The organism is Pseudorhodobacter sp. (assembly GCF_030452865.1).
GTDB lineage: Bacteria > Pseudomonadota > Alphaproteobacteria > Rhodobacterales > Rhodobacteraceae > Pseudorhodobacter.
Genome location: NZ_JAKDLJ010000024.1, coordinates 1 through 18,612, shown reverse-complemented (window position 1 = coordinate 18,612; position 18,612 = coordinate 1). Strand labels below are relative to the sequence as shown.

19 protein-coding genes are annotated in these 18,612 nt (G+C 59.7%); 10 read left to right on the top strand and 9 right to left on the bottom strand.

Annotated elements, in window-relative coordinates; translation table 11 throughout:
• From L0H65_RS03075 to cysE, 7 genes are all read left to right on the top strand, one after another.
• Positions 1–246: phage tail tape measure protein (locus tag L0H65_RS03075; RefSeq protein ID WP_367651971.1), on the top strand; the 246-nt coding region annotated here is incomplete at its 5' end.
• Between the two features lie 9 nt (positions 247–255).
• Complete coding sequence (locus L0H65_RS03070; RefSeq protein WP_301457332.1) at positions 256–888, top strand: DUF2460 domain-containing protein; 633 nt, start codon at positions 256–258, stop codon at positions 886–888.
• Positions 885–1,772, top strand: a complete 888-nt coding sequence (locus tag L0H65_RS03065; protein WP_301457331.1) for a DUF2163 domain-containing protein — start codon at positions 885–887, stop codon at positions 1,770–1,772. The genes L0H65_RS03070 and L0H65_RS03065 overlap by 4 nt, the downstream gene beginning before the upstream one ends.
• A complete protein-coding gene (locus L0H65_RS03060; protein ID WP_301457330.1) occupies positions 1,769–2,215 on the top strand; it encodes a peptidase in 447 nt (148 codons plus the stop codon). Before L0H65_RS03065 ends, L0H65_RS03060 begins: the two co-directional genes overlap by 4 nt.
• Positions 2,216–6,112, top strand: a complete 3,897-nt coding sequence (locus tag L0H65_RS03055; protein WP_301457328.1) for a glycoside hydrolase TIM-barrel-like domain-containing protein — start codon at positions 2,216–2,218, stop codon at positions 6,110–6,112.
• Positions 6,113–6,121: 9 nt separating this feature from the next.
• The gene (locus tag L0H65_RS03050) at positions 6,122–6,451 is read left to right on the top strand and encodes a hypothetical protein (protein ID WP_301457326.1); all 330 of its coding nucleotides are present in this window, start codon (positions 6,122–6,124) and stop codon (positions 6,449–6,451) included.
• 36 nt (positions 6,452–6,487) lie between these two features.
• The gene (gene cysE / locus L0H65_RS03045; RefSeq protein WP_301457325.1) at positions 6,488–7,297 is read left to right on the top strand and encodes a serine O-acetyltransferase; all 810 of its coding nucleotides are present in this window, start codon (positions 6,488–6,490) and stop codon (positions 7,295–7,297) included.
• A gap of 62 nt (positions 7,298–7,359) precedes the next feature.
• On the opposite strand, the gene L0H65_RS03040 is transcribed toward cysE, so the two are convergent.
• The 7 genes from L0H65_RS03040 to pgk all read right to left on the bottom strand — a co-directional run bounded on the left by L0H65_RS03040 (position 7,360) and on the right by pgk (position 14,640).
• On the bottom strand, positions 7,360–8,658 hold the full coding sequence (locus L0H65_RS03040; protein ID WP_301457324.1) for a pyruvate dehydrogenase complex dihydrolipoamide acetyltransferase: 1,299 nt from the start codon (positions 8,656–8,658) through the stop codon (positions 7,360–7,362).
• 12 nt (positions 8,659–8,670) lie between these two features.
• On the bottom strand, positions 8,671–10,038 hold the full coding sequence (locus tag L0H65_RS03035; RefSeq protein WP_301457323.1) for a pyruvate dehydrogenase complex E1 component subunit beta: 1,368 nt from the start codon (positions 10,036–10,038) through the stop codon (positions 8,671–8,673).
• A gap of 13 nt (positions 10,039–10,051) precedes the next feature.
• Positions 10,052–11,041, bottom strand: coding sequence for a pyruvate dehydrogenase (acetyl-transferring) E1 component subunit alpha (gene pdhA / locus L0H65_RS03030; protein WP_301457322.1), 990 nt, complete (start codon positions 11,039–11,041; stop codon positions 10,052–10,054).
• A gap of 116 nt (positions 11,042–11,157) precedes the next feature.
• Positions 11,158–11,460 (bottom strand): septum formation initiator family protein, encoded by a 303-nt coding sequence (locus tag L0H65_RS03025; RefSeq protein ID WP_301457320.1) that lies wholly within the window; start codon positions 11,458–11,460, stop codon positions 11,158–11,160.
• 153 nt (positions 11,461–11,613) lie between these two features.
• Positions 11,614–12,504 carry a fructose bisphosphate aldolase gene (locus L0H65_RS03020; RefSeq protein ID WP_301457319.1) on the bottom strand — a complete coding sequence of 297 codons (891 nt, stop codon included), beginning with the start codon at positions 12,502–12,504 and terminating at the stop codon, positions 11,614–11,616.
• 113 nt (positions 12,505–12,617) lie between these two features.
• Positions 12,618–13,400, bottom strand: a complete 783-nt coding sequence (locus L0H65_RS03015; RefSeq protein WP_301457317.1) for an SDR family oxidoreductase — start codon at positions 13,398–13,400, stop codon at positions 12,618–12,620.
• 46 nt (positions 13,401–13,446) lie between these two features.
• Complete coding sequence (gene pgk, locus L0H65_RS03010; RefSeq protein WP_301457316.1) at positions 13,447–14,640, bottom strand: phosphoglycerate kinase; 1,194 nt, start codon at positions 14,638–14,640, stop codon at positions 13,447–13,449.
• Positions 14,641–14,766: 126 nt separating this feature from the next.
• On the opposite strand from pgk, the gene L0H65_RS03005 reads away from it, so the two are divergent.
• A complete protein-coding gene (locus tag L0H65_RS03005; protein WP_301457314.1) occupies positions 14,767–15,273 on the top strand; it encodes a peptidylprolyl isomerase in 507 nt (168 codons plus the stop codon).
• Positions 15,266–15,877, top strand: a complete 612-nt coding sequence (locus L0H65_RS03000) for a peptidylprolyl isomerase (protein ID WP_301457313.1) — start codon at positions 15,266–15,268, stop codon at positions 15,875–15,877. The genes L0H65_RS03005 and L0H65_RS03000 overlap by 8 nt, the downstream gene beginning before the upstream one ends.
• 54 nt (positions 15,878–15,931) lie before the next feature.
• Here the strand turns inward: L0H65_RS03000 and L0H65_RS02995 are convergent, their stop codons facing one another.
• Positions 15,932–16,327, bottom strand: a complete 396-nt coding sequence (locus tag L0H65_RS02995) for an MAPEG family protein (protein WP_301457312.1) — start codon at positions 16,325–16,327, stop codon at positions 15,932–15,934.
• 191 nt (positions 16,328–16,518) lie between these two features.
• Positions 16,519–17,769 (bottom strand): tyrosine--tRNA ligase, encoded by a 1,251-nt coding sequence (tyrS, locus tag L0H65_RS02990; protein ID WP_301457311.1) that lies wholly within the window; start codon positions 17,767–17,769, stop codon positions 16,519–16,521.
• 72 nt (positions 17,770–17,841) lie between these two features.
• Between tyrS and L0H65_RS02985 the strand changes: the two genes are divergently transcribed.
• Positions 17,842–18,612, top strand: a 771-nt coding sequence (locus tag L0H65_RS02985; RefSeq protein WP_301457310.1) for an anhydro-N-acetylmuramic acid kinase, incomplete at its 3' end; no start/stop codon positions are given.

Sequence of the window (18,612 nt, the reverse complement as noted above, 5' to 3'; positions counted from 1 at the left end):
GTCTCCTCCCCCACCAATTTCGCGATGCGTGGTGGCACCGGCCTGATGGGTGAAGCGGGGCCGGAGGCAATCATGCCGCTGGCACGCGGGCTTGACGGGCGGCTTGGGGTTCAGGCCGGTGGTGGGCGAGATGTGACTGTGGTGATGAACATCTCTACCCCCGATGTCGCCGGGTTCCAGCGGTCGCAAAGCCAGATTGCAGCACAGGCCCAACGCGCGCTGGCGCGTGGGCAGAGGAACAGGTGAGGACAGGATATGGGTTTCCATGAGATACGTTTTCCGGCGAGCCTGAGCTTCGGCTCGGTCGGTGGGCCGGAACGGCGGACCGAGATTGTCACCTTGGCCAACGGCTTTGAGGAGCGCAACAGTCCCTGGGCCCACTCCCGTCGTCGATATGACGCGGGTGTCAGCCTGCGGAGCCTTGATGATGTCGAGGCGCTGATAGCGTTTTTTGAAGCGCGGCGTGGGCAATTGTTTGGCTTTCGCTGGAAGGATTGGGCGGATTACAAATCCTGCCTGCCGTCCAAAGCACCATCTGCCGTCGACCAGCTGATCGGCGTGGGCGATGGGTTACGCCAGGTTTTTGACCTGTCGAAACTCTACCGCTCAGGAGAAAGCGAGTATCGACGTCCGATCACGAAGCCGGTATTGGGTACGGTGCTGGTGGCGCTGGCAGGCGATCCGAAAGTGGAAACGCTGGAGTTTTCGGTGGATACCGCGACTGGCAGCATCCATTTTCCGACGCCCCCCGATCCGGGGGTTCGCATTACCGCAGGGTTTGAGTTTGACGTGCCGGTGCGTTTCGATGCCGACCGCATCCAAACTTCGGTCGCATCTTTCCGGGCAGGCGATGTTCCGTCGGTCCCGGTGGTGGAGGTGCGGATATGAGCAGCGCGGACGCATTCTACAGCCATCTTGAAAGCGGAACCACAACGACCTGTCACGCATGGGAAATTTCCCGTAGCGATGGCGTCTGGTTTGGCTTTACCGACCACGATTGCAATCTGGATTTCGGCGGCAAGCTCTATCTCGCCAATTCCGGGTTGACGGCGAAGGCGTTGCAGCAAACCACTGGGCTCTCGGTCGACAATACCGAGGCGATGGGTGCGTTGTCGGCGTTGTCGGTGACTGAGGATGATATTCTGGCCGGGCGTTTCGACGGGGCGGAACTGGTCAGCTGGCAGGTGAATTGGGCCAATCCACAGGAACGGGCGCTGGCATTCCGCGGAACGATTGGCGAAATCGCGCGTTCGGGCGGGGCATTTCAGGCCGAATTGCGCGGACTGACGGAAAGCATTAACCAACCACAAGGACGTGCGTTCCAACGATCCTGCCCGGCGATACTTGGCGATGGAAAATGTGGGTTTGACCTGTCGCAACCGGGGTATTCCATTGAGATCCCGGTTGAGGAGGTCACCGATCGACGTGTGTTTACGTTTTCCGACCTGACCGGGTTTGAGGATCGCTGGTTTGAGCGCGGGCGTCTTGTTGTCGTGTCTGGCACCGCGAAAGCCGTTGTCGGCATTATCAAGAATGACCGTTTGCAGACGAATCTGCGCCGGGTTGAGCTTTGGCAGGGATTGGGGCCGGAAATCGTTGCAGGCGACATGATCCGGCTGGAAGCAGGTTGTGACAAGGCGGCGGGAACCTGTCGTCTGAAATTCGACAATTTTACGAATTTCCGGGGCTTCCCTGACATTCCGGGCGAAGGCTGGTTAACCTCCTATCCCGTATCGTCACAGGCCAACTCCGGCGGAAGCCTGGTGCGATGACGATGTGGCGTCAGTCTATCGTGACCGAGGCGCGGGCTTGGATCGGGACGCCCTATGTGCATCAGGCGAGTTGCAAGGGCGCGGGCTCGGACTGCCTTGGGTTGCTGCGCGGCATTTGGCGGCTTTTGCACGACGCAGAGCCGGAACAGGTGCCAGCCTATACGCCGGATTGGGCGGAGCCCGCGCGCGATGAAGTGCTGTTGCGCGCGGCGGTGCGGTGGTTGGTGCCAAAAGCGCCAGGCGTACAAGACCCCGGAGATATACTGCTGTTCCGGATGCGGGAGGGTAGCATCGCCAAGCATCTGGGCATCGCTGCCGAAGTCGGTGCGCGGGCCAGTTTTGTCCATGCCTATACCGGGCATGGGGTGATCGAGAGTCCGCTGTCGGACCCATGGGCGCGCCGGATCGTGGCGCGATTCGAATTTCCAGAAGGAGTGCAGTGAATGGCAACGATTCTACTGTCGGCCGTCGGCGCTGCTGCCGGTGCGGGTTTTGGTGGCACGGTTTTGGGGCTTTCCGGTGCCGTGATCGGGCGCGCGGTTGGTGCGACCTTGGGTCGGGTCATAGACCAGCGATTGCTGGGTGCGGGTTCCGACGCAGTGGAAACTGGCCGGATTGAGCGGTTTCGCTTGGCCGGGGCATCCGAGGGCGCGGCGGTTCCGCAAGTTTACGGACGGGTGCGCACGGCGGGGCAGATCATCTGGGCGACGCAATTCGCGGAAACCAGTAGCGCGCAGGGCGGTGGCAAAGGTGCGCCGAAACCGCGTGTGACCAGTTTTTCCTATACTGTCAGTTTCGCCGTGGCGCTTTGCGAAGGTGAAATCTCTGGCGTGGGCCGGGTGTGGGCCGATGGGGTGGAGATTGATGCGGGTAGCGTGAACTTGCGGGTTTACCACGGGAGCGAGGACCAACTCCCTGATCCAAAGATCGCGGCTGTTGAAGGCGCGGGAATGGCACCGTCTTACCGTGGGATTGCCTATGTTGTGGTCGAAGATCTTGATCTGTCGCGTTTTGGCAATCGTGTGCCGCAGTTGAATTTTGAGGTTATTCGTCCGGCCCAAGGGGCATATGCAGAAACGACGGTTGACCTTGCCCACGCGGTGCGGGCGGTGGCGATGATGCCGGGGACCGGGGAATATGCGCTTGCAACCACTGCGCTGCACTACGACGACGGACCGGGATTGAATCGGAGCGCCAATGTGCATTCTCCATCCGGCCAAAGCGATTTTTCAACGGCTCTGAAACAGTTGCGGGCGGAATTGCCGCAAGTCAATTCGATCTCTCTGGTGGTGTCGTGGTTCGGCGATGACCTGCGCTGCGGCGAATGTGCGGTGCAGCCGAAGGTGGAGCAGACATTGCAAGATGCAGTCGGTATGCCGTGGCGCGCCGGAGGTATCGCGCGCGCGCAAGCGGCACTGATTGCGCAGGATGCGGGACGCCCGATTTACGGTGGCACACCGTCGGACGCATCAGTGATCGAAGCGATCCAAGCGGTGCGCGGCGCAGGGCAGGAAGTGATGTTCTACCCGTTCATTCTGATGGATCAACAGGCGGGCAATGCGCGGCCCGATCCCTATTCCAATGCGTCAGATCAGCCGAAACTGCCTTGGCGCGGGCGGATCACTTTGTCGGTTGCGCCGGGGCGGGATGCAAGTCCGGACCGTAGCGTGGATGCGGCAAGTGAGGTTGCGGCATTCTTTGGAACCGCACAGGTTTCCGACTTCTCGGTATCAGGTGGCACCATTGGCTACGCCGGCCCGGCAGAGTGGCGCTATCGTCGTTTCGTCCTGCATTATGCCCATCTCTGCGCGCTCGCGGGTGGGGTTGATGCGTTTTGCATCGGGTCTGAAATGCGCGGTCTGACTCAGATCCGTGGGCCGGGTGACAGCTTTCCGGCCGTCGCGGCTTTGCGCCAACTGGCGGCAGATGTTCGTGCCATTCTAGGGCCGGACACAAAGCTCACCTATGCGGCGGACTGGTCGGAATATTTCGGCCATCATACTGACGGTAATGTCTATTTCCATCTCGACCCGCTATGGGCGGACGCGAATATCGACTTCATCGGTATCGACAATTACATGCCGCTGTCGGACTGGCGAGAGGGCGACGATCAGTCCGATGACGGTTTCTCTACGATCTACGACCTTGATTATCTTTCGAGCCAGGTTCTGGGCGGCGAGGGTTATGATTGGTATTATGACAGCGTTGAGGGTGAGGCCGCACAACGCCGCCTGCCGATCGAAGACGGAGCGCATGGAGAGCCGTGGATCTATCGCTACAAGGATTTGAAAAGCTGGTGGCTGCATACGCACCATGAGCGGATCAATGGTTTTCGCCAAGAGGAGCCGACCGGTTGGGTGCCGCAGTCAAAGCCGATCCGCTTCACCGAATACGGTTGTGCGGCCATCGACAAGGGCAGCAATCAGCCGAATAAATTCCTTGACCCGAAATCATCCGAATCCAGCCTGCCGAAGTTTTCCAACGGGCGGCGGGATGACACCATCCAGATGCAGTATTTGCGTGCGATGGCGTTGACCTGGGCAAACCCTGAAAACAATCCAATCTCGACGCTCTATGCGGCACCCATGCTGGATATGTCGCGCGCGCATGTCTGGGCATGGGACGCCCGCCCGTTCCCGCAGTTTCCCAATGACAGCAACCTTTGGGCGGATGGCGAAAACTACGCCCGTGGGCATTGGCTTTCGGGTCGCAGCACCAACCAGCCCCTGTCGCTGGTCGTGGCCGAAATCTGTGAGCGTTCCGGTGTGGTTGCGTTCGATGTGTCGGGACTTTTCGGTGTCGTGCGCGGCTATTCACCGGAAGGAATCGGAACGGCACGCGCGGCATTGCAGCCCTTGATGTTGGCGCACGGGTTTGAAGCGGTGGAGCGTGACGGCATTTTGACGTTCAAGATGCGCGGCAATGACAAGCCGATATTGATTGCGCCGGAACGCCTTGTTGTTTCGGATGCTTTGGATGGCCCGATCGAAACCCTGCGCACGCCCGAAGCCGAAACCGCAGGCCGCGTGCGCCTGAATTTTCTGGAGGCGGAGGCGGAGTTCGGGCTGCGGCAAGTCGAGGCGATCTTCCCGGAAGAGGAAAGTTTTGGCGTCTCGCAAACCGAATTGCCGCTGATCCTGACCAATGCTGAAGCGCGCAACACCGTCGAGCGCTGGCTGTCGGAAGCGCGCGTTGCCCGCGATACCGCGCGTTTTGCCTTGCCGCGTTCGTTGGCTAAACTCGGGGCAGGCGATGTCGTTGACCTGCAAGGCATACATTACCGCATCGACCGGGTGGAGCAGGCAGACGCGAATAGGGTGGAGGCAGTTCGGATAGAGCGTTCGGTCTATCACGCCGCCGACAGCACCGAAGAAACTCGCCATTCCGTGCAATTCGTCCCACCTGTTCCGGTCTATCCGGTATTTCTCGACCTACCGCTGATCACTGGGGATGAGGTTCCTCATGCGCCCCATATCGCCGTCACGGCGAAACCTTGGCCGCACCCCGTGGCGGTCTGGAGTGCTGTCGATGACGCGGGATATCAGGTCAATCGCCTGATCGAGCGTGCGTCCATTGTTGGCGTCACGCAAACACCCTTGGCCGCGGCTCAATCGGGCTTGTGGGATTGCGGCGCACCCCTGCGCATAAAGCTCAGCGGTGGCAGCCTTTCCGCAGCATCGAAGCGCGCGGTTCTGGACGGGGCCAACGCGCTTGCGATCGGGGACGGCAGTTCTGACAATTGGGAGGTGTTGCAGTTTTCCGATCTGGTGCTGGTTGCCCCGCAGACCTATGAAATCAGCACCAGACTTCGCGGCCAGCTTGGAACGGACGCCATCATGCCGCCGATCTGGCCTGCGGGCAGTTTGGTCGTTATCCTTGACAAGTCGCTGACACAGATCGACCTTGCTGCGTCCGCGCGCGGCTTGGCGCGCAACTATCGCATCGGCGCGGCGGCGCGCGGCGTCGACGACCCCAGTGTGATACATCGGGTAGAGGCGTTCTCCGGAATCGGCCTACGCCCTTACGCGCCCGTTCATTTGCGCGCGAAAGCGATGCCGGATGGCAGCCGGAAATTCAGTTGGATCCGGCGCACCCGTCTTGACGGCGACAGTTGGGAATCCTTTGAGGTGCCGCTCGCGGAGGAGAGCGAGCGCTATCTGCTGCGGATCGTTGCATCGGGGGCGATCCTGCGCGAAGTTGTCATCGCCATGTCGAATTGGGATTACTCAGCCGCAATGCAGGCAGCCGATGCCGTCGGGGGCGGGTTTGAGGTTCAGGTGGCGCAGATTTCCGACCGTTTCGGGCCGGGGCCGTTCACCAACCTGACAGTTGTGTCTTAGGCCGGACCGATGCGACCGATCCTCATGGGGGACATTGTTGCCGCAGCCCGCGCCTTGCGGGAGGCGCGGGATGATGATTGGCCGCAGCACATGACCGAAATGCTCTATCGCGCGCAAATTGCCGACAAGGTTGTAAAGCGGACGGGCCAGCCGCATCGTCTTTGGGGGAATGGTTGCCTGATGGCGGCAGCCTTCCCGACCCCGAAAAAGCCTGAGCCGTTTCTGGATGACATCACCTATCTTGTCGCCTTGCGGACCGTCGTTGATGGGTTGTTGCAACGCAAACTCCGAAACCTGCCACAGATTTCTGCGCCTGCGATGGACGATCCCGCCACTTGAGGCTATATTAAGCGCAAGCGAATACGGAGAAACGCAATGGCCAAGACCCAACAGAACGTGACAACCGTTGATCCGGTCTGGCAACGTGTCTGCGATGAGGCCGTTGCGGCCATCGCGGCGGAGCCTCTGCTTGGGGGTCTGATCCATTCCAGCTTGCTGCACCATCCGTCGTTTGAACGCGCCTTGGCCTATCGCTTCTCTCTCAAACTGGCTTCGGCGGAGATGAGCGAGCAGATCTTGCGCGAAATCGCGGATGAGGCTTTTGCCGCCGATCCGCAACTCGCGCAATTTGCGCGTGCCGACATGATGGCCGTGCATGACCGTGACCCTGCCTGCAACCGCTTCATTCAGCCTTTGCTGTTTTTCAAGGGCTATCAAGCGGTTCAAGCCTACCGGATTGGCCATTGGCTTTGGGGTCAGGGCCGCAAGGACATGGCCTATTTCGTGCAAATGCGGATTTCCGAAACGTTCGGCGTCGATATTCATCCCGCCGCCCGGATTGGTCGCGGCATCATGATTGACCACGCCCATTCCATCGTCATCGGCGAAACTGCTGTGGTGGGTGACAATGTTTCCATGCTGCATTCCGTGACTTTGGGTGGGACCGGCAAGGAAGACGGTGACCGGCATCCAAAAATCGGTCATGGCGTGATGATCGGGGCAGGGGCGAAGGTATTGGGCAATATCCGCATCGGACATTGCAGCCGTATCGCCGCCGGCTCGGTCGTCTTGCAAGATGTGCCACCCTGCAAGACTGTGGCCGGGGTTCCGGCAAAGGTCGTGGGCGAGGCTGGTTGTGATCAGCCCGCCATCTCGATGAACCAGTTGATCGACGCTGCCGAATAATCAATGAAAACGCCCCGGAAGCCATCGCTTCTGGGGCGTTTTCATGTTTGTTGCCTCAGGATTCAGGCCAGCATCGACATCGGGTTTTCAAGATTGTCGATTACGGCTTGCAAGAAGGCAGCGCCCAACGCGCCATCAATGACGCGGTGATCCACCGAAAGCGTCATAGACATCACGGTTGCAACCACAATTTCCCCTGCGGCATTGACCACCGGCTTTTTCACACCTGCACCAACCGCCAGAATGGACCCGTGCGGCGGGTTGATCACGGCGTCGAAATTGTCGACCCCCATCATCCCGAGGTTCGAAATGGCAAAGCTGCCGCCCTGATATTCATGCGGGGCCAGCTTTTTGGTTTTCGCACGGGTCGCCAAGTCCTTCATCTCCGCCGACAATGCCGACAGAGACTTTTGCTGTGCGTCGCGCAGAACCGGGGTAAACAATCCGCCTTCAATCGCCACCGCAACGGCAACATCCGAAGGCTTCAGTTTCAAAATCCGGTCACCGGCCCAAACGGCGTTGCAATCGGGCACCGCTTGCAGCGCATTGGCGCAGGCCTTGATGATGAAGTCATTGACCGACAGCTTGACGCCGCGCCCCTCCAACTGCTTGTTCAGCGTGGCGCGGAAGGCCATCAGCGCGTCCAACTTCACATCGCGGCGCAGATAGAAATGCGGGATGGTTTGTTTGGCTTCGGTCAACCGGGCAGCGATGGTTCTGCGCATCCCGTCCAGGGTAACTTCGGTATATTCGCGGTCGGCGAACATCTTTTTCACCGTCTCGGCAGAGGCGCCTGTCGCCATCGCCGGGGCGGTTGCCGCGACTGCCGCAGGGGCAGACGCCGCAGAAGCCGAAGCCACCGCGCCCGGTTTTGCCTGTTCCACATCCGCCTTGACGATGCGGCCATGCGGGCCAGAGCCGCTGATCTTGCTCAGATCAAGCCCTTTTTCCGCAGCGATCCGCCGCGCCAGTGGCGAAGCAAACACCCGCGCACCAGCGGCATTGGCGGCCGCGGGTGCAGGAGTGGCAGACACGGACGCCGGAGCAGCGGCCTTCGCGGGTTCTGCGGCTTTTGGCGCGTCGGTCTTTGGCGCGGCCACAGCGGCAGAGGCATCTTCGCCTTCCTCCAACAGCACTGCGATCGGGGTATTAACCTTCACCCCAGCCGTGCCTGCGGCGATCAGAATTTTGCCGACGATGCCTTCATCGACTGCTTCAAATTCCATCGTCGCCTTGTCGGTTTCAATCTCGGCCATGATATCGCCGGATTTCACCGTATCGCCCTCTTTCACCAACCATTTCGCCAGCGTGCCTTCTTCCATCGTCGGCGAAAGCGCGGGCATCAGAATTTGCGTAGCCATAGCGTTTCTCCTTTACCGGTAGCAGACGGATTTGACAGCCTCGACCACTTCGGCGGTCGTGATCAATGCGTGTTTTTCAAGGTTCGCGGCATAGGGCATCGGCACATCCTTGCCGGTGCAGTTGATCACCGGCGCGTCCAGATAATCAAACGCGCGTTGCATGATGGTTGCTGACAGGTGGTTGCCGATGGCCCCCACAGGCCAGCCTTCCTCCACCGTGACACAGCGGTTGGTCTTTTGCACCGACGCCAGAACCGTATCGTAATCAATCGGGCGCAGGGTTCGCAGGTCAATCACTTCGGCGGAAATTCCGTCCTCGGCCAGTTTGTCGGCGGCTTCCAGCGCATAGGTCATGCCGATGCCGAAGGAAACGATGGTCACATCAGCCCCTTCGCGCCAGACGCGGGCCTTGCCGAACGGAATGGTGAAGTCCTCCAGATCCGGCACCTCGAACGACTTGCCATAAAGGATTTCATTCTCAAGGAAGATCACCGGGTTAGGGTCGCGGATTGCCTGTTTCAGCAAGCCTTTCGCATCGGCCGCCGAATAGGGCATCACCACTTTCAGCCCCGGAACGGCGGCATACCACGCGGCATAGCATTGGCTGTGTTGCGCGCCGACGCGGGCGGCCGCACCATTGGCGCCGCGGAACACGATCGGGCACCCCATCTGCCCGCCGGACATATAGAGAGTTTTGGCGGCAGAGTTTATCAAATGGTCAATCGCCTGCATCGCAAAGTTGAAGGTCATGAATTCGACAATCGGGTTCAGACCGGCAAAAGCCGACCCGACTGCGATCCCGGCAAAACCATGCTCGGTGATCGGCGTATCAACGACGCGCTTGGGCCCGAACTCATCCAGCATTCCCTGGCTGATCTTGTAGGCGCCTTGGTATTCGCCGACCTCTTCGCCCATCAGATAAACGCGGTCATTGGCGCGCATTTCTTCGGACATCGCTTCGCGCAACGCCTCGCGCACGGTCATCGTCTTCATCTTGGTGCCTTCGGGCCAGTCGGGCGAGGCGTTGGATTTCACTTCCACCGGGGCTTTGGCGGCGGCTTTCACAGGCGCTGTCGCCTCGGTCTTGGGCGAGGCGTCGGCTTTCGCGGGGGGTGCTGCAACCGCATCGGCGCTTTCGCCTTCTTCTACCAGAACGGCGATAGGCGTGTTCACCTTCACCCCGGCAGTGCCAGCAGCGACCAGTATCTTGCCGACGATCCCTTCATCGACCGCCTCAAATTCCATCGTCGCCTTGTCGGTTTCAATCTCGGCCATGATATCGCCGGATTTTACGGTGTCGCCCTCTTTGACCAACCATTTGGCCAAAGTGCCTTCTTCCATCGTGGGAGAGAGGGCCGGCATGAGAATTTGCGTTGCCATGTGTGTTTCCCCCTCAGGCGTAAATGTCAGTCCAAAGCTCGCTCAACGCAGGCTCCGGGCTTTCTTTGGCGAATTCAGCGGCTTCATTGACGATTGCCTTGATCTCTTTGTCGACCGCTTTCAGGTCGTCGTCGGTCGCGTGGCCGCCTTGCACCAGCAGGTCGCGCACATGTTCAATCGCGTCTTTTTCGGAGCGGATTTTATCCACTTCATCACGGGTACGGTATTTCGCCGGGTCTGACATCGAATGGCCGCGATAGCGATAGGTGTGCATTTCCAGAATATAGGGGCCATCGCCAGCACGACATATCGCCACGGCCTTTTCTGTCGCGGCTTTCACGGCCAGAACATCCATGCCATCCACCGCTTCGCCCTTGATGCCATAAGCCGCACCGCGTTCCCACAAAGACGGGGATTTGGTGGAGCGTTTCATCGAGGTGCCCATCGCGTATTGGTTGTTTTCAATGACGAAAATCACCGGCAGGTTCCACAACTCCGCCATATTATAGGTCTCGTAGACCTGGCCCTGGTTTGCCGCACCATCACCGAAATAGGTGAAACTCACGTTGTCATTGCCCAGATATTTATCGGCAAACGCCAAACCGGCCCCCAGCGGCACCTGCGCGCCGACAATCCCATGCCCGCCGTAGAAGTGCTTTTCCTTGGAGAACATGTGCATCGAGCCGCCTTTCCCTTTGGAATAGCCGCCCTCCCGCCCGGTCAATTCGGCCATAACCCCTTTGGGGTCCATGCCGCAGGCCAGCATATGGCCATGATCGCGGTAAGATGTGATGCGCTTGTCGCCTTCCTTGGCCGCAGCTTCGATGCCGACAACGACCGCTTCCTGCCCGATGTAGAGGTGGCAGAACCCGCCAATCAACCCCATGCCGTAAAGCTGCCCCGCCTTCTCCTCGAATCGGCGGATCAGCAACATTTCGCGGTAAAACCCCAACAGTTCCTCTTTGGACGTATTGGATTTAGTCGGCTTCTTCTGCGCGGCCATAGGGCGCAACCTCCCTCGTTGCTAAAGTAGTTCAGCATTAAACTATCGAGGGGACCACGGAAAAACAAGGCGCAAACTGTGTTGGCGGCGCAAAATCTGCCTCAAATGGGCAGAGGTCAGCGGATGACAATCTCATCGGCGCGCAGATAGCCCAACACATCGCGCGCCTGTTCATCGAGCAAATCGAGGTCGAGATAACTGTCCGACAAACGATGCGTCAGATTCTGCATTCCGGCAAGCTGGATCTGCAACTGGTCCCGTTCCTCCATCAGGGCGCTGATTTCGGCGCGAAGCTGTACTTGCCGGAACACCCCGTAATCGCCCTGTACGGCGGCAAAGGTGAAATAGCCACCAAGGCACACCGCCAGGGTGACAAGCAAAAGCGTGGTTAGTGCGGGCCGGGTTTTCTGGGTGGTCATCTGCGCGCTGCCTCATTCCCCCTCTCACCGGGGGGTTCGATGACAATGGCACAGCCGATTCGCAAATGGAATCCCCCAAAAGGGGGAATTCCCTAAAATTCCATCAGATTTCGCCGGTCACGGCGTGACCTGCCGACGGTCCTGCGTGCGACCTCAGGCGACTGACGCGGCGTGTATGCTGTCGATCGCCTTGCCCAGCGTGGCGTCAAAGGCCGCGTCATCCTGCGCAACACTCAACCCTTCGGACAATGCGCGGCTGAAGCTGGCGATGATCCCGTGGTTCTGCGCAAGCAGCGCATTCGCCTGATCCCGGCTATAGCCCCCGGACAGCGCCACGATCTTCATCACAGCGGGATGATCGACCAAGGTCCGGTACTGGTTCGCCTTGGTCGGAAGTGAGAGTTTCAGCATTACCTGCGCACCCGTTGGCATTTTATCCAGATGCCGCAGAAGCGCGTCGCGGAGCATGTCTTCCGCCTCCGCCTTGTCCTTGATCGAGATGGTGACTTCCGGCTCCAGTATCGGCATCAGACCGGCAGCGCGCACCTGTGCGCCCACCTCAAACTGCTGGGCTGCAATCGTGTCGATCCCCTTGGCATTCGCGGCGTTGATCACCGAACGCTCCTTGGTGCCAAAAATCCCCGCTGCGGCAGCACGGGCCAACAGCGCCGCAAGTCCGGGCATCGGCTTCATCAGTTGCACGCCGTCAGCCTCGGCTTCCAACCCCTTGTCGATTTTCAGGAACGGCACCACATGGCGCTCTTCCCACAGATAGGTTGCGGTCGGAATTCCGTCGATCTTGCGGTCCATCGTCTGTTCAAACAGGATTGCGCCAATCACCTTGTCGCCAGTGAAGGCAGGCGATTTGATGATGCGGCTGCGCATCTGATGGATCAGGTCATACATTTCGGCGTCAGAGGAATATGCGCTTTCCTCCACCCCATAAAGCCGCAACGCTTTCGGGGTGGAACCGCCGCTTTGATCGAGTGCCGCGATAAACCCCGCCCCTTTGCGCATCTGCTCGGCTTGTGTCTTGTTCGGCATATCCATCCCCATTCACTGAAACCGGCAAAGCCCGCCGCTGTTGCAATCGGCATAGCGGCATGCGCAGGCCCGATCAATTCTGTTCGCGCTAACAGGAGGAAAATGCGCGCGCTCTATCTCCGCCGCTTCAGGAATTGCGCCGCTGTCCAGGCGACAAAGCTGCGCGGTGCAAACCGGGGCAGGGTGGCGAATACCTTGTTGGCGATCCCCGGAACATCCACCCGCTTGCCCTTTTCCATCGCTGTCCAGCCACTGGCGGCCACAGTCTCCGCTGAAGCCAGACCCATCTTGGTGATCAATGTCGCCTTCACCGCCTCATCGGCGGCGAAAAAATCGGTATCGGTGGCACCGGGGCAAAGCGCAGTCACGGTCACGCCAGAGCCGCGCAATTCTGTCGCAACCGCCTCCGACAAGCTCAACAAATAGGCTTTGGTGGCGTGATACACCGCCATATTCGGCCCCGCCATGAAGGCCGCGGTGGAAGCCACATTCAGCACCCGCCCCGAGCCATGCCCAACCATATGCGCCACTGCCCGCTTCATCAGAATACTCGCCGCCACAATATTGACCGAGATCGAGGCCGCTTCGCGCGGCCAATTCGTCTCATCCGCGAAAGATCCGTTGCGCCCCAACCCAGCATTGTTCACCAGAACGCCGATCTGGCGGCCGGCGCTGGCGTCAAGCCACAACTGCTCCACCGCTTCGGGGTCGCTCAGATCGGCGGGCAGGACAAGGGTGGAGACGTGATAGGCGCGCTGCAATTCATGCGCGAGGTTTTGCAGCTTGTCCTCCTGCCGCGCGGTCAGGATCACGTCGAACCCCGCTTTTGCCGCGAGGATGGCGAATTCGCGCCCTAAACCTTCGGATGCCCCAGTAATCAACGCCCAAATTGCCATACCGTCCCCTTTTCAATACCAACCATCCAACAAACCCGGGCGCGCATCAGGCTTTCAACGCCGCAACGCCGGGCAAATCCTTGCCCTCCATCCATTCCAGAAACGCGCCACCGGCGCTGGAAATATAGGTGAACGCCTCCGCCACCCCGGCCTTGTTCAATGCAGCGACAGTATCACCGCCCCCCGCAACAGACACAAGCGCGCCGCTGATCGTCAGCTCGGCCGCCTTTTTCGCAGTGGCATTGGTCGCGGCATCAAACGGCTCAATTTCAAACGCGCCCAATGGACCATTCCAGATCAGGGTGCGCGAGGCGACAAAAACCGCCGTGATCGCCGCAACCGTCGCCGGCCCGGCGTCAAGGATCATCGCATCGACGGGACAGGCGCCAACAGCAACAGTTTCCGACGCAGCCCCCGCTTTGAACTCCCGCGCAACCACAACATCCTTCGGCAGATGGATCGAGCAACCCGAACTGTCGGCTTTCTTCAAAATCTCCAGCGCGGTTTCGGCCATGTCGCGTTCAGCAAGGCTTTTGCCGACCTCAACCCCTTGCGCGACCAGAAACGTATTCGCCATGCCACCGACAATCACCAGATGGTTTACCTTGGTCACCAGATTGCCCAAAAGCTCCAGCTTGGTCGAAACCTTCGCCCCACCGACCACCGCGACCACGGGCCGCGCCGGGTTGCCCAGTGCCGCCTCCAATGCACTCAGCTCAGCCTGCATCAGACGGCCCGCGCAATTTGGCAGCAGATGCGCGATGCCTTCGGTGCTGGCATGGGCGCGGTGGGCGGCTGAAAACGCGTCGTTGACATAGATATCACCCAACGCCGCCATGCTCGCCGCCAGCATCGCATCATTCTTTTCCTCGCCCGCATGGAACCGGGTGTTTTCCAAAAGCACGACTTCATTCGCGCCCATTGCCACCACGGCCTCTTTTGCTGGCCCCCCGATACAATCGCTGGCAAAGCGAACCTTCATGCCACCTAGCGCCGCTTCCAAAGCAGGCACCACCTGTTCCAAACTCATCTCCGGCACCACGACACCCTTGGGGCGCCCAAAATGCGCCAAAAGCACTGGCTTGCCACCTTTGGCCAGAATATCGCGGATGGTCGGCACGATCCGGTCAATCCGTGTCGCATCGGTCACCACGCCGTTCTCCATCGGCACATTCAGGTCCACCCGAACCAGCGCAACCTTGCCAGCAAGTGTCATGTCATCCAGCGTTTTCCAAGCCATCACAGCCTCCTGATTTGCGGTTGCCCCTGTTCGACCCTATCCCCGCGCCGCCGTCAACCGTTAGCCCTTTCCATCAGCGACCGGGATGATTAGGTTGCGGCGCAGAATATAGGACAGGAGGGCCAGATGGCCGATATCAAAGACCCCGAAAATACGATCCTGATGGAGCTCAAGAACGGCACCGTCGTGATTGAACTGCTGGCCGATGTGGCCCCGAAACATACCGCCCGCATGAAGGAACTGGCCCGCGCCGGTGCCTATGACAACGTGTGCTTTCACCGTGTCATTGGCGGCTTCATGGCGCAGACCGGCGATGTGGAGCATGGCGATATGGAAGACGGCTTCAACCTGCACCGCGCTGGCACCGGTGGCTCCGATCAGCCTGACCTTCCGGCAGAGTTTTCCAAACTGCCGCACGCGCGTGGCACGTTGGGCGCTGCGCGTTCGTCCAACCCGAACTCCGCCAACAGCCAGTTCTTCATCAATTTCAAGGACAACGACTTCCTGAACGGCCAATACACCGTGTATGGCCGCGTGATCGAAGGGATGGAGCATGTCGATGCGATTGCCAAGGGCGAACCCCCGGCAGAACCGGACCGGATGATTTCCGTCAAGGTGGCCGCCGATGCGTAAGGATGGAATGATCGCAGGCAGCGTCTTTGCGCTTGGCCTTGCTGTGCTCGGTGGTTGGGCGCTGTCGCAATCCGCCGGTCCCGCCATGGCGGAAATGACCGATGGCCCCGGCCCGAACCTCGTGATCGAGGTTGGCGGCGCTGCCAAGGGTGAGGTGGTGATTGACTTGTTGCCCGACCTCGCGCCGAAACACGTCGCGCAAATCGTCAAACTCGCCGAGGAAGGCAAATACAACGGTGTGGTGTTTCACCGCGTCATCGACGGCTTCATGGCACAAACCGGTGATGTTCAATACGGCAAAAAAGATGGCGACACCTCACGCGCCGGAATGGGCGGCTCTGACCTGCCGAACATTCCCGCCGAGTTCTCGAAGGAGAGTTTTGAGCGTGGCGTTGTCGGCATGGCCCGCAGCCAGGACCCGAACTCAGCCAACAGCCAGTTTTTCATCATGTTCGCGCCGGGACCGTTTCTCGATGGGCAATATACCATCGTCGGTCATGTGATTTCCGGCATGGACGTGGTTGATAAAATCAAACGCGGCGAAGGCCAAAGCGGCGCGGTCACCGACCCGGATGAAATGGTCTCGGTAACCGTTGAGAAGTGACACCTTGGCCCGCCCCCGTCGGGGCGGGTCGCTGCCCTGCGGTCCGGGCAAGAGTCAGGCAATCGCACCGCACAGCGCCAGCACGTTGCCAATCAACGCCAGCAGCGCAAGCGCCAGCGTCGGCATCATCGACAGCATGAACCCCAACCCGCGCTTCGACGGCTGCGCGACATAAGCACGCCAATAGATGACGCGTCCGACAAGGTAGATCACCCCCAGACCTGCCACCAGAACGGCAGGCCAATGCAGCGCGGCGATGAACAGCGACGGGAGGAAAGCCATCATCACTTCCAGCGTGTTCATCTGAACGCGGTACATGCGTTCAAACCCGTCGTCCCCTGTCATAACGGGCGCTTTCAAGCCCGATTTGGCCCGCGCCCGCCCGGTCAGCGCGCCGAAGGCCAGATACTGAGCGACGGCCAATGTGGCAATGAGTTCGACAAGTTGCATGAATAATCTCCATCAGGTTGGACAAGGCTTATGGGTTCGGTGCGCCGGAGCAAACCATACCCTCTTTCATCTTGGTAAAAATACCTCGGGGGCGTCGGTTTGTTCGCCACTGGTTCAAGAACCAGCCGACGGGGGGGCTGGCCCCCCGCTTGCGCCCGCAGGATGCGCCGGGCGCAAGCCCGTGCCGGCCCTCACGCCAACACGATCAACGCATGCCGCTTGCGCCCGGCAGTCAGCTTGATCGGACCCGTCAGATCTTCCGCCGTTATCATCTGCCCTGCCTCACTCACCGCTTCATCATTCAGGCGCGCGCCGCCCTCGGCAATCAGGCGTTTGGCGTCTTTGCCGGATTTCGCCAATCCCGCTTTCACGAACAGCGACGACACCGAAACCCCATCGGCCAATTCTGATGCGCTTACAGCGAATGTCGGCAAATCCTCACCCGTACCGCCCTTTTCAAACACCTCACGCGCCGTGGCTTCTGCTGCGGCCGCAGCCTCGGCACCGTGACAAAGGGTGGTGATCTCATTCGCCAAAATCACTTTGGCCGCGTTGATCTCCGATCCTTCCAGCGCGCCAAGACGGTCACATTCCGGCACCGGCAATTCGGTGTAAAGTTTCAGAAACCGCCCGACATCGGCATCCGTAGTGTTGCGCCAATATTGCCAGAACTCATAAGGGCTGAACATATCCGCGTTCAACCACACCGCACCAGATTGCGATTTTCCCATCTTCTTGCCGTCCGAAGTGGTCAACAGATGCGAGGTCAGCCCAAAAATCTGCGCATCCAACACCCGGCGCGTCAGGTCAATGCCGTTCACGATGTTGCCCCATTGGTCCGACCCACCCATCTGCAACAGGCAGCCGTAACGCCGATTCAGCTCAAGAAAATCATAGGCTTGCAGGATCATGTAGTTGAATTCCAGAAACGAAAGGCTCTGCTCCCGGTCCAGCCGGGATTTCACGCTTTCAAACGAGAGCATCCGGTTGATCGAGAAATGCCGCCCGATATCGCGCAGAAAATCCAGGTAATTCAACTGATCCAGCCATTCGGCATTGTTGACCATCATCGCGTCATTCGCTCCGGTCCCAAAACTGACGTAGGATGTGAATACCTTGCGAATCCCGGCGATATTGTCGTCAATCTGCGCAGGCGACAGCAGCGGGCGCTCCTCGGCACGAAACGACGGATCGCCAACCTTCGTTGTACCCCCGCCCATCAACACAATCGGCTTGCCCCCGGTTTTCTGCAACCAGCGCAGCATCATGATCTGGATCAGGCTGCCGACATGCAGCGATTTTGCCGTCGCGTCAAAGCCGATATAGCCGGGCAGGGTGCCTTTGACCAACGCCTCGTCCAACGCCTGATAATCGGTGCAATCGGCCAGAAAGCCGCGCTCCAGCATCACGCGCATGAAATCCGATTTTGCATGGTAGGTCATGGGTCTCTCGTGCTTTATATTGTACCAGATGCGCGTATAGCGGGGCGGCGGGGTGCCGTCAAAGGGGGCGTTATGTTGAAGGCTGGATCGGTTTGGGCATTGGGGGCAATGTCGGGAACCTCGCTTGATGGCGTCGATGCCGCGATGGTGTTGACTGATGGGCACCGTATTCTGGAGTTTGGCCATAGCTCCTACCGCGAATACAACGCCAAACAGCGAGAGGTGATCCGCGCGGGTTTTGGCAAATGGCAGGATGAGGACGGGATAGAAGCGGCGTCCGAAGTGGTGGAGGCGACACACGCCGCGATTCTGGGTCTGTTTGACGGGGCGGAATTGGTCGGTTTTCACGGCCAGACGCTTGCGCATGATCCGGGCGCGCGTCGCACGCATCAGGCAGGGTCGGGCGATGTGTTGGCGCAGGTTCTGGGGCTGCCCGTGGTCTGGGATTTCCGCACAGCGGATGTCGAACTCGGAGGGCAGGGCGCGCCTCTGGCCCCGTTCTTTCACTTTGCCTGTGCGAAATACATCGGCGCAACCGCACCCTTGGCCTTCCTCAACCTCGGCGGGGTCGGCAATCTGACATGGGTGGACCCGCGCCACAACGCGCCGGAGGAACCGGGCGCCTGCCTCGCCTTTGATACCGGTCCCGCCAACGCGCCGATCAATGATCTCGTCGCAACAAGGCTTGGTCTGGTGCAGGATCAGGACGGTGCGTTGGCAGCTTCGGGCATGCCGGATGAACGTGTGATCGCGCAGTTTCTGCGCCATCCCTATTTCTTCAAGATGCCGCCGAAGTCATTGGACCGCAATGATTTCGCCGCTCTGCTCACTGATGTTGCGGAT

Bases quoted from the DNA above. Each gene is read 5' to 3' on its own strand.
- L0H65_RS03070 (WP_301457332.1), top strand. From the start codon at position 256: ATGGGTTTCCATGAGATACGTTTTCCGGCGAGCCTGAGCTTCGGCTCG.
- L0H65_RS03065 (WP_301457331.1), top strand. From the start codon at position 885: ATGAGCAGCGCGGACGCATTCTACAGCCATCTTGAAAGCGGAACCACA.
- L0H65_RS03060 (WP_301457330.1), top strand. From the start codon at position 1,769: ATGACGATGTGGCGTCAGTCTATCGTGACCGAGGCGCGGGCTTGGATC.
- L0H65_RS03055 (WP_301457328.1), top strand. From the start codon at position 2,216: ATGGCAACGATTCTACTGTCGGCCGTCGGCGCTGCTGCCGGTGCGGGT.
- L0H65_RS03050 (WP_301457326.1), top strand. From the start codon at position 6,122: ATGCGACCGATCCTCATGGGGGACATTGTTGCCGCAGCCCGCGCCTTG.
- cysE (WP_301457325.1), top strand. From the start codon at position 6,488: ATGGCCAAGACCCAACAGAACGTGACAACCGTTGATCCGGTCTGGCAA.
- L0H65_RS03040 (WP_301457324.1), bottom strand. From the start codon at position 8,658: ATGGCTACGCAAATTCTGATGCCCGCGCTTTCGCCGACGATGGAAGAA.
- L0H65_RS03035 (WP_301457323.1), bottom strand. From the start codon at position 10,038: ATGGCAACGCAAATTCTCATGCCGGCCCTCTCTCCCACGATGGAAGAA.
- pdhA (WP_301457322.1), bottom strand. From the start codon at position 11,041: ATGGCCGCGCAGAAGAAGCCGACTAAATCCAATACGTCCAAAGAGGAA.
- L0H65_RS03025 (WP_301457320.1), bottom strand. From the start codon at position 11,460: ATGACCACCCAGAAAACCCGGCCCGCACTAACCACGCTTTTGCTTGTC.
- L0H65_RS03020 (WP_301457319.1), bottom strand. From the start codon at position 12,504: ATGCCGAACAAGACACAAGCCGAGCAGATGCGCAAAGGGGCGGGGTTT.
- L0H65_RS03015 (WP_301457317.1), bottom strand. From the start codon at position 13,400: ATGGCAATTTGGGCGTTGATTACTGGGGCATCCGAAGGTTTAGGGCGC.
- pgk (WP_301457316.1), bottom strand. From the start codon at position 14,640: ATGGCTTGGAAAACGCTGGATGACATGACACTTGCTGGCAAGGTTGCG.
- L0H65_RS03005 (WP_301457314.1), top strand. From the start codon at position 14,767: ATGGCCGATATCAAAGACCCCGAAAATACGATCCTGATGGAGCTCAAG.
- L0H65_RS03000 (WP_301457313.1), top strand. From the start codon at position 15,266: ATGCGTAAGGATGGAATGATCGCAGGCAGCGTCTTTGCGCTTGGCCTT.
- L0H65_RS02995 (WP_301457312.1), bottom strand. From the start codon at position 16,327: ATGCAACTTGTCGAACTCATTGCCACATTGGCCGTCGCTCAGTATCTG.
- tyrS (WP_301457311.1), bottom strand. From the start codon at position 17,769: ATGACCTACCATGCAAAATCGGATTTCATGCGCGTGATGCTGGAGCGC.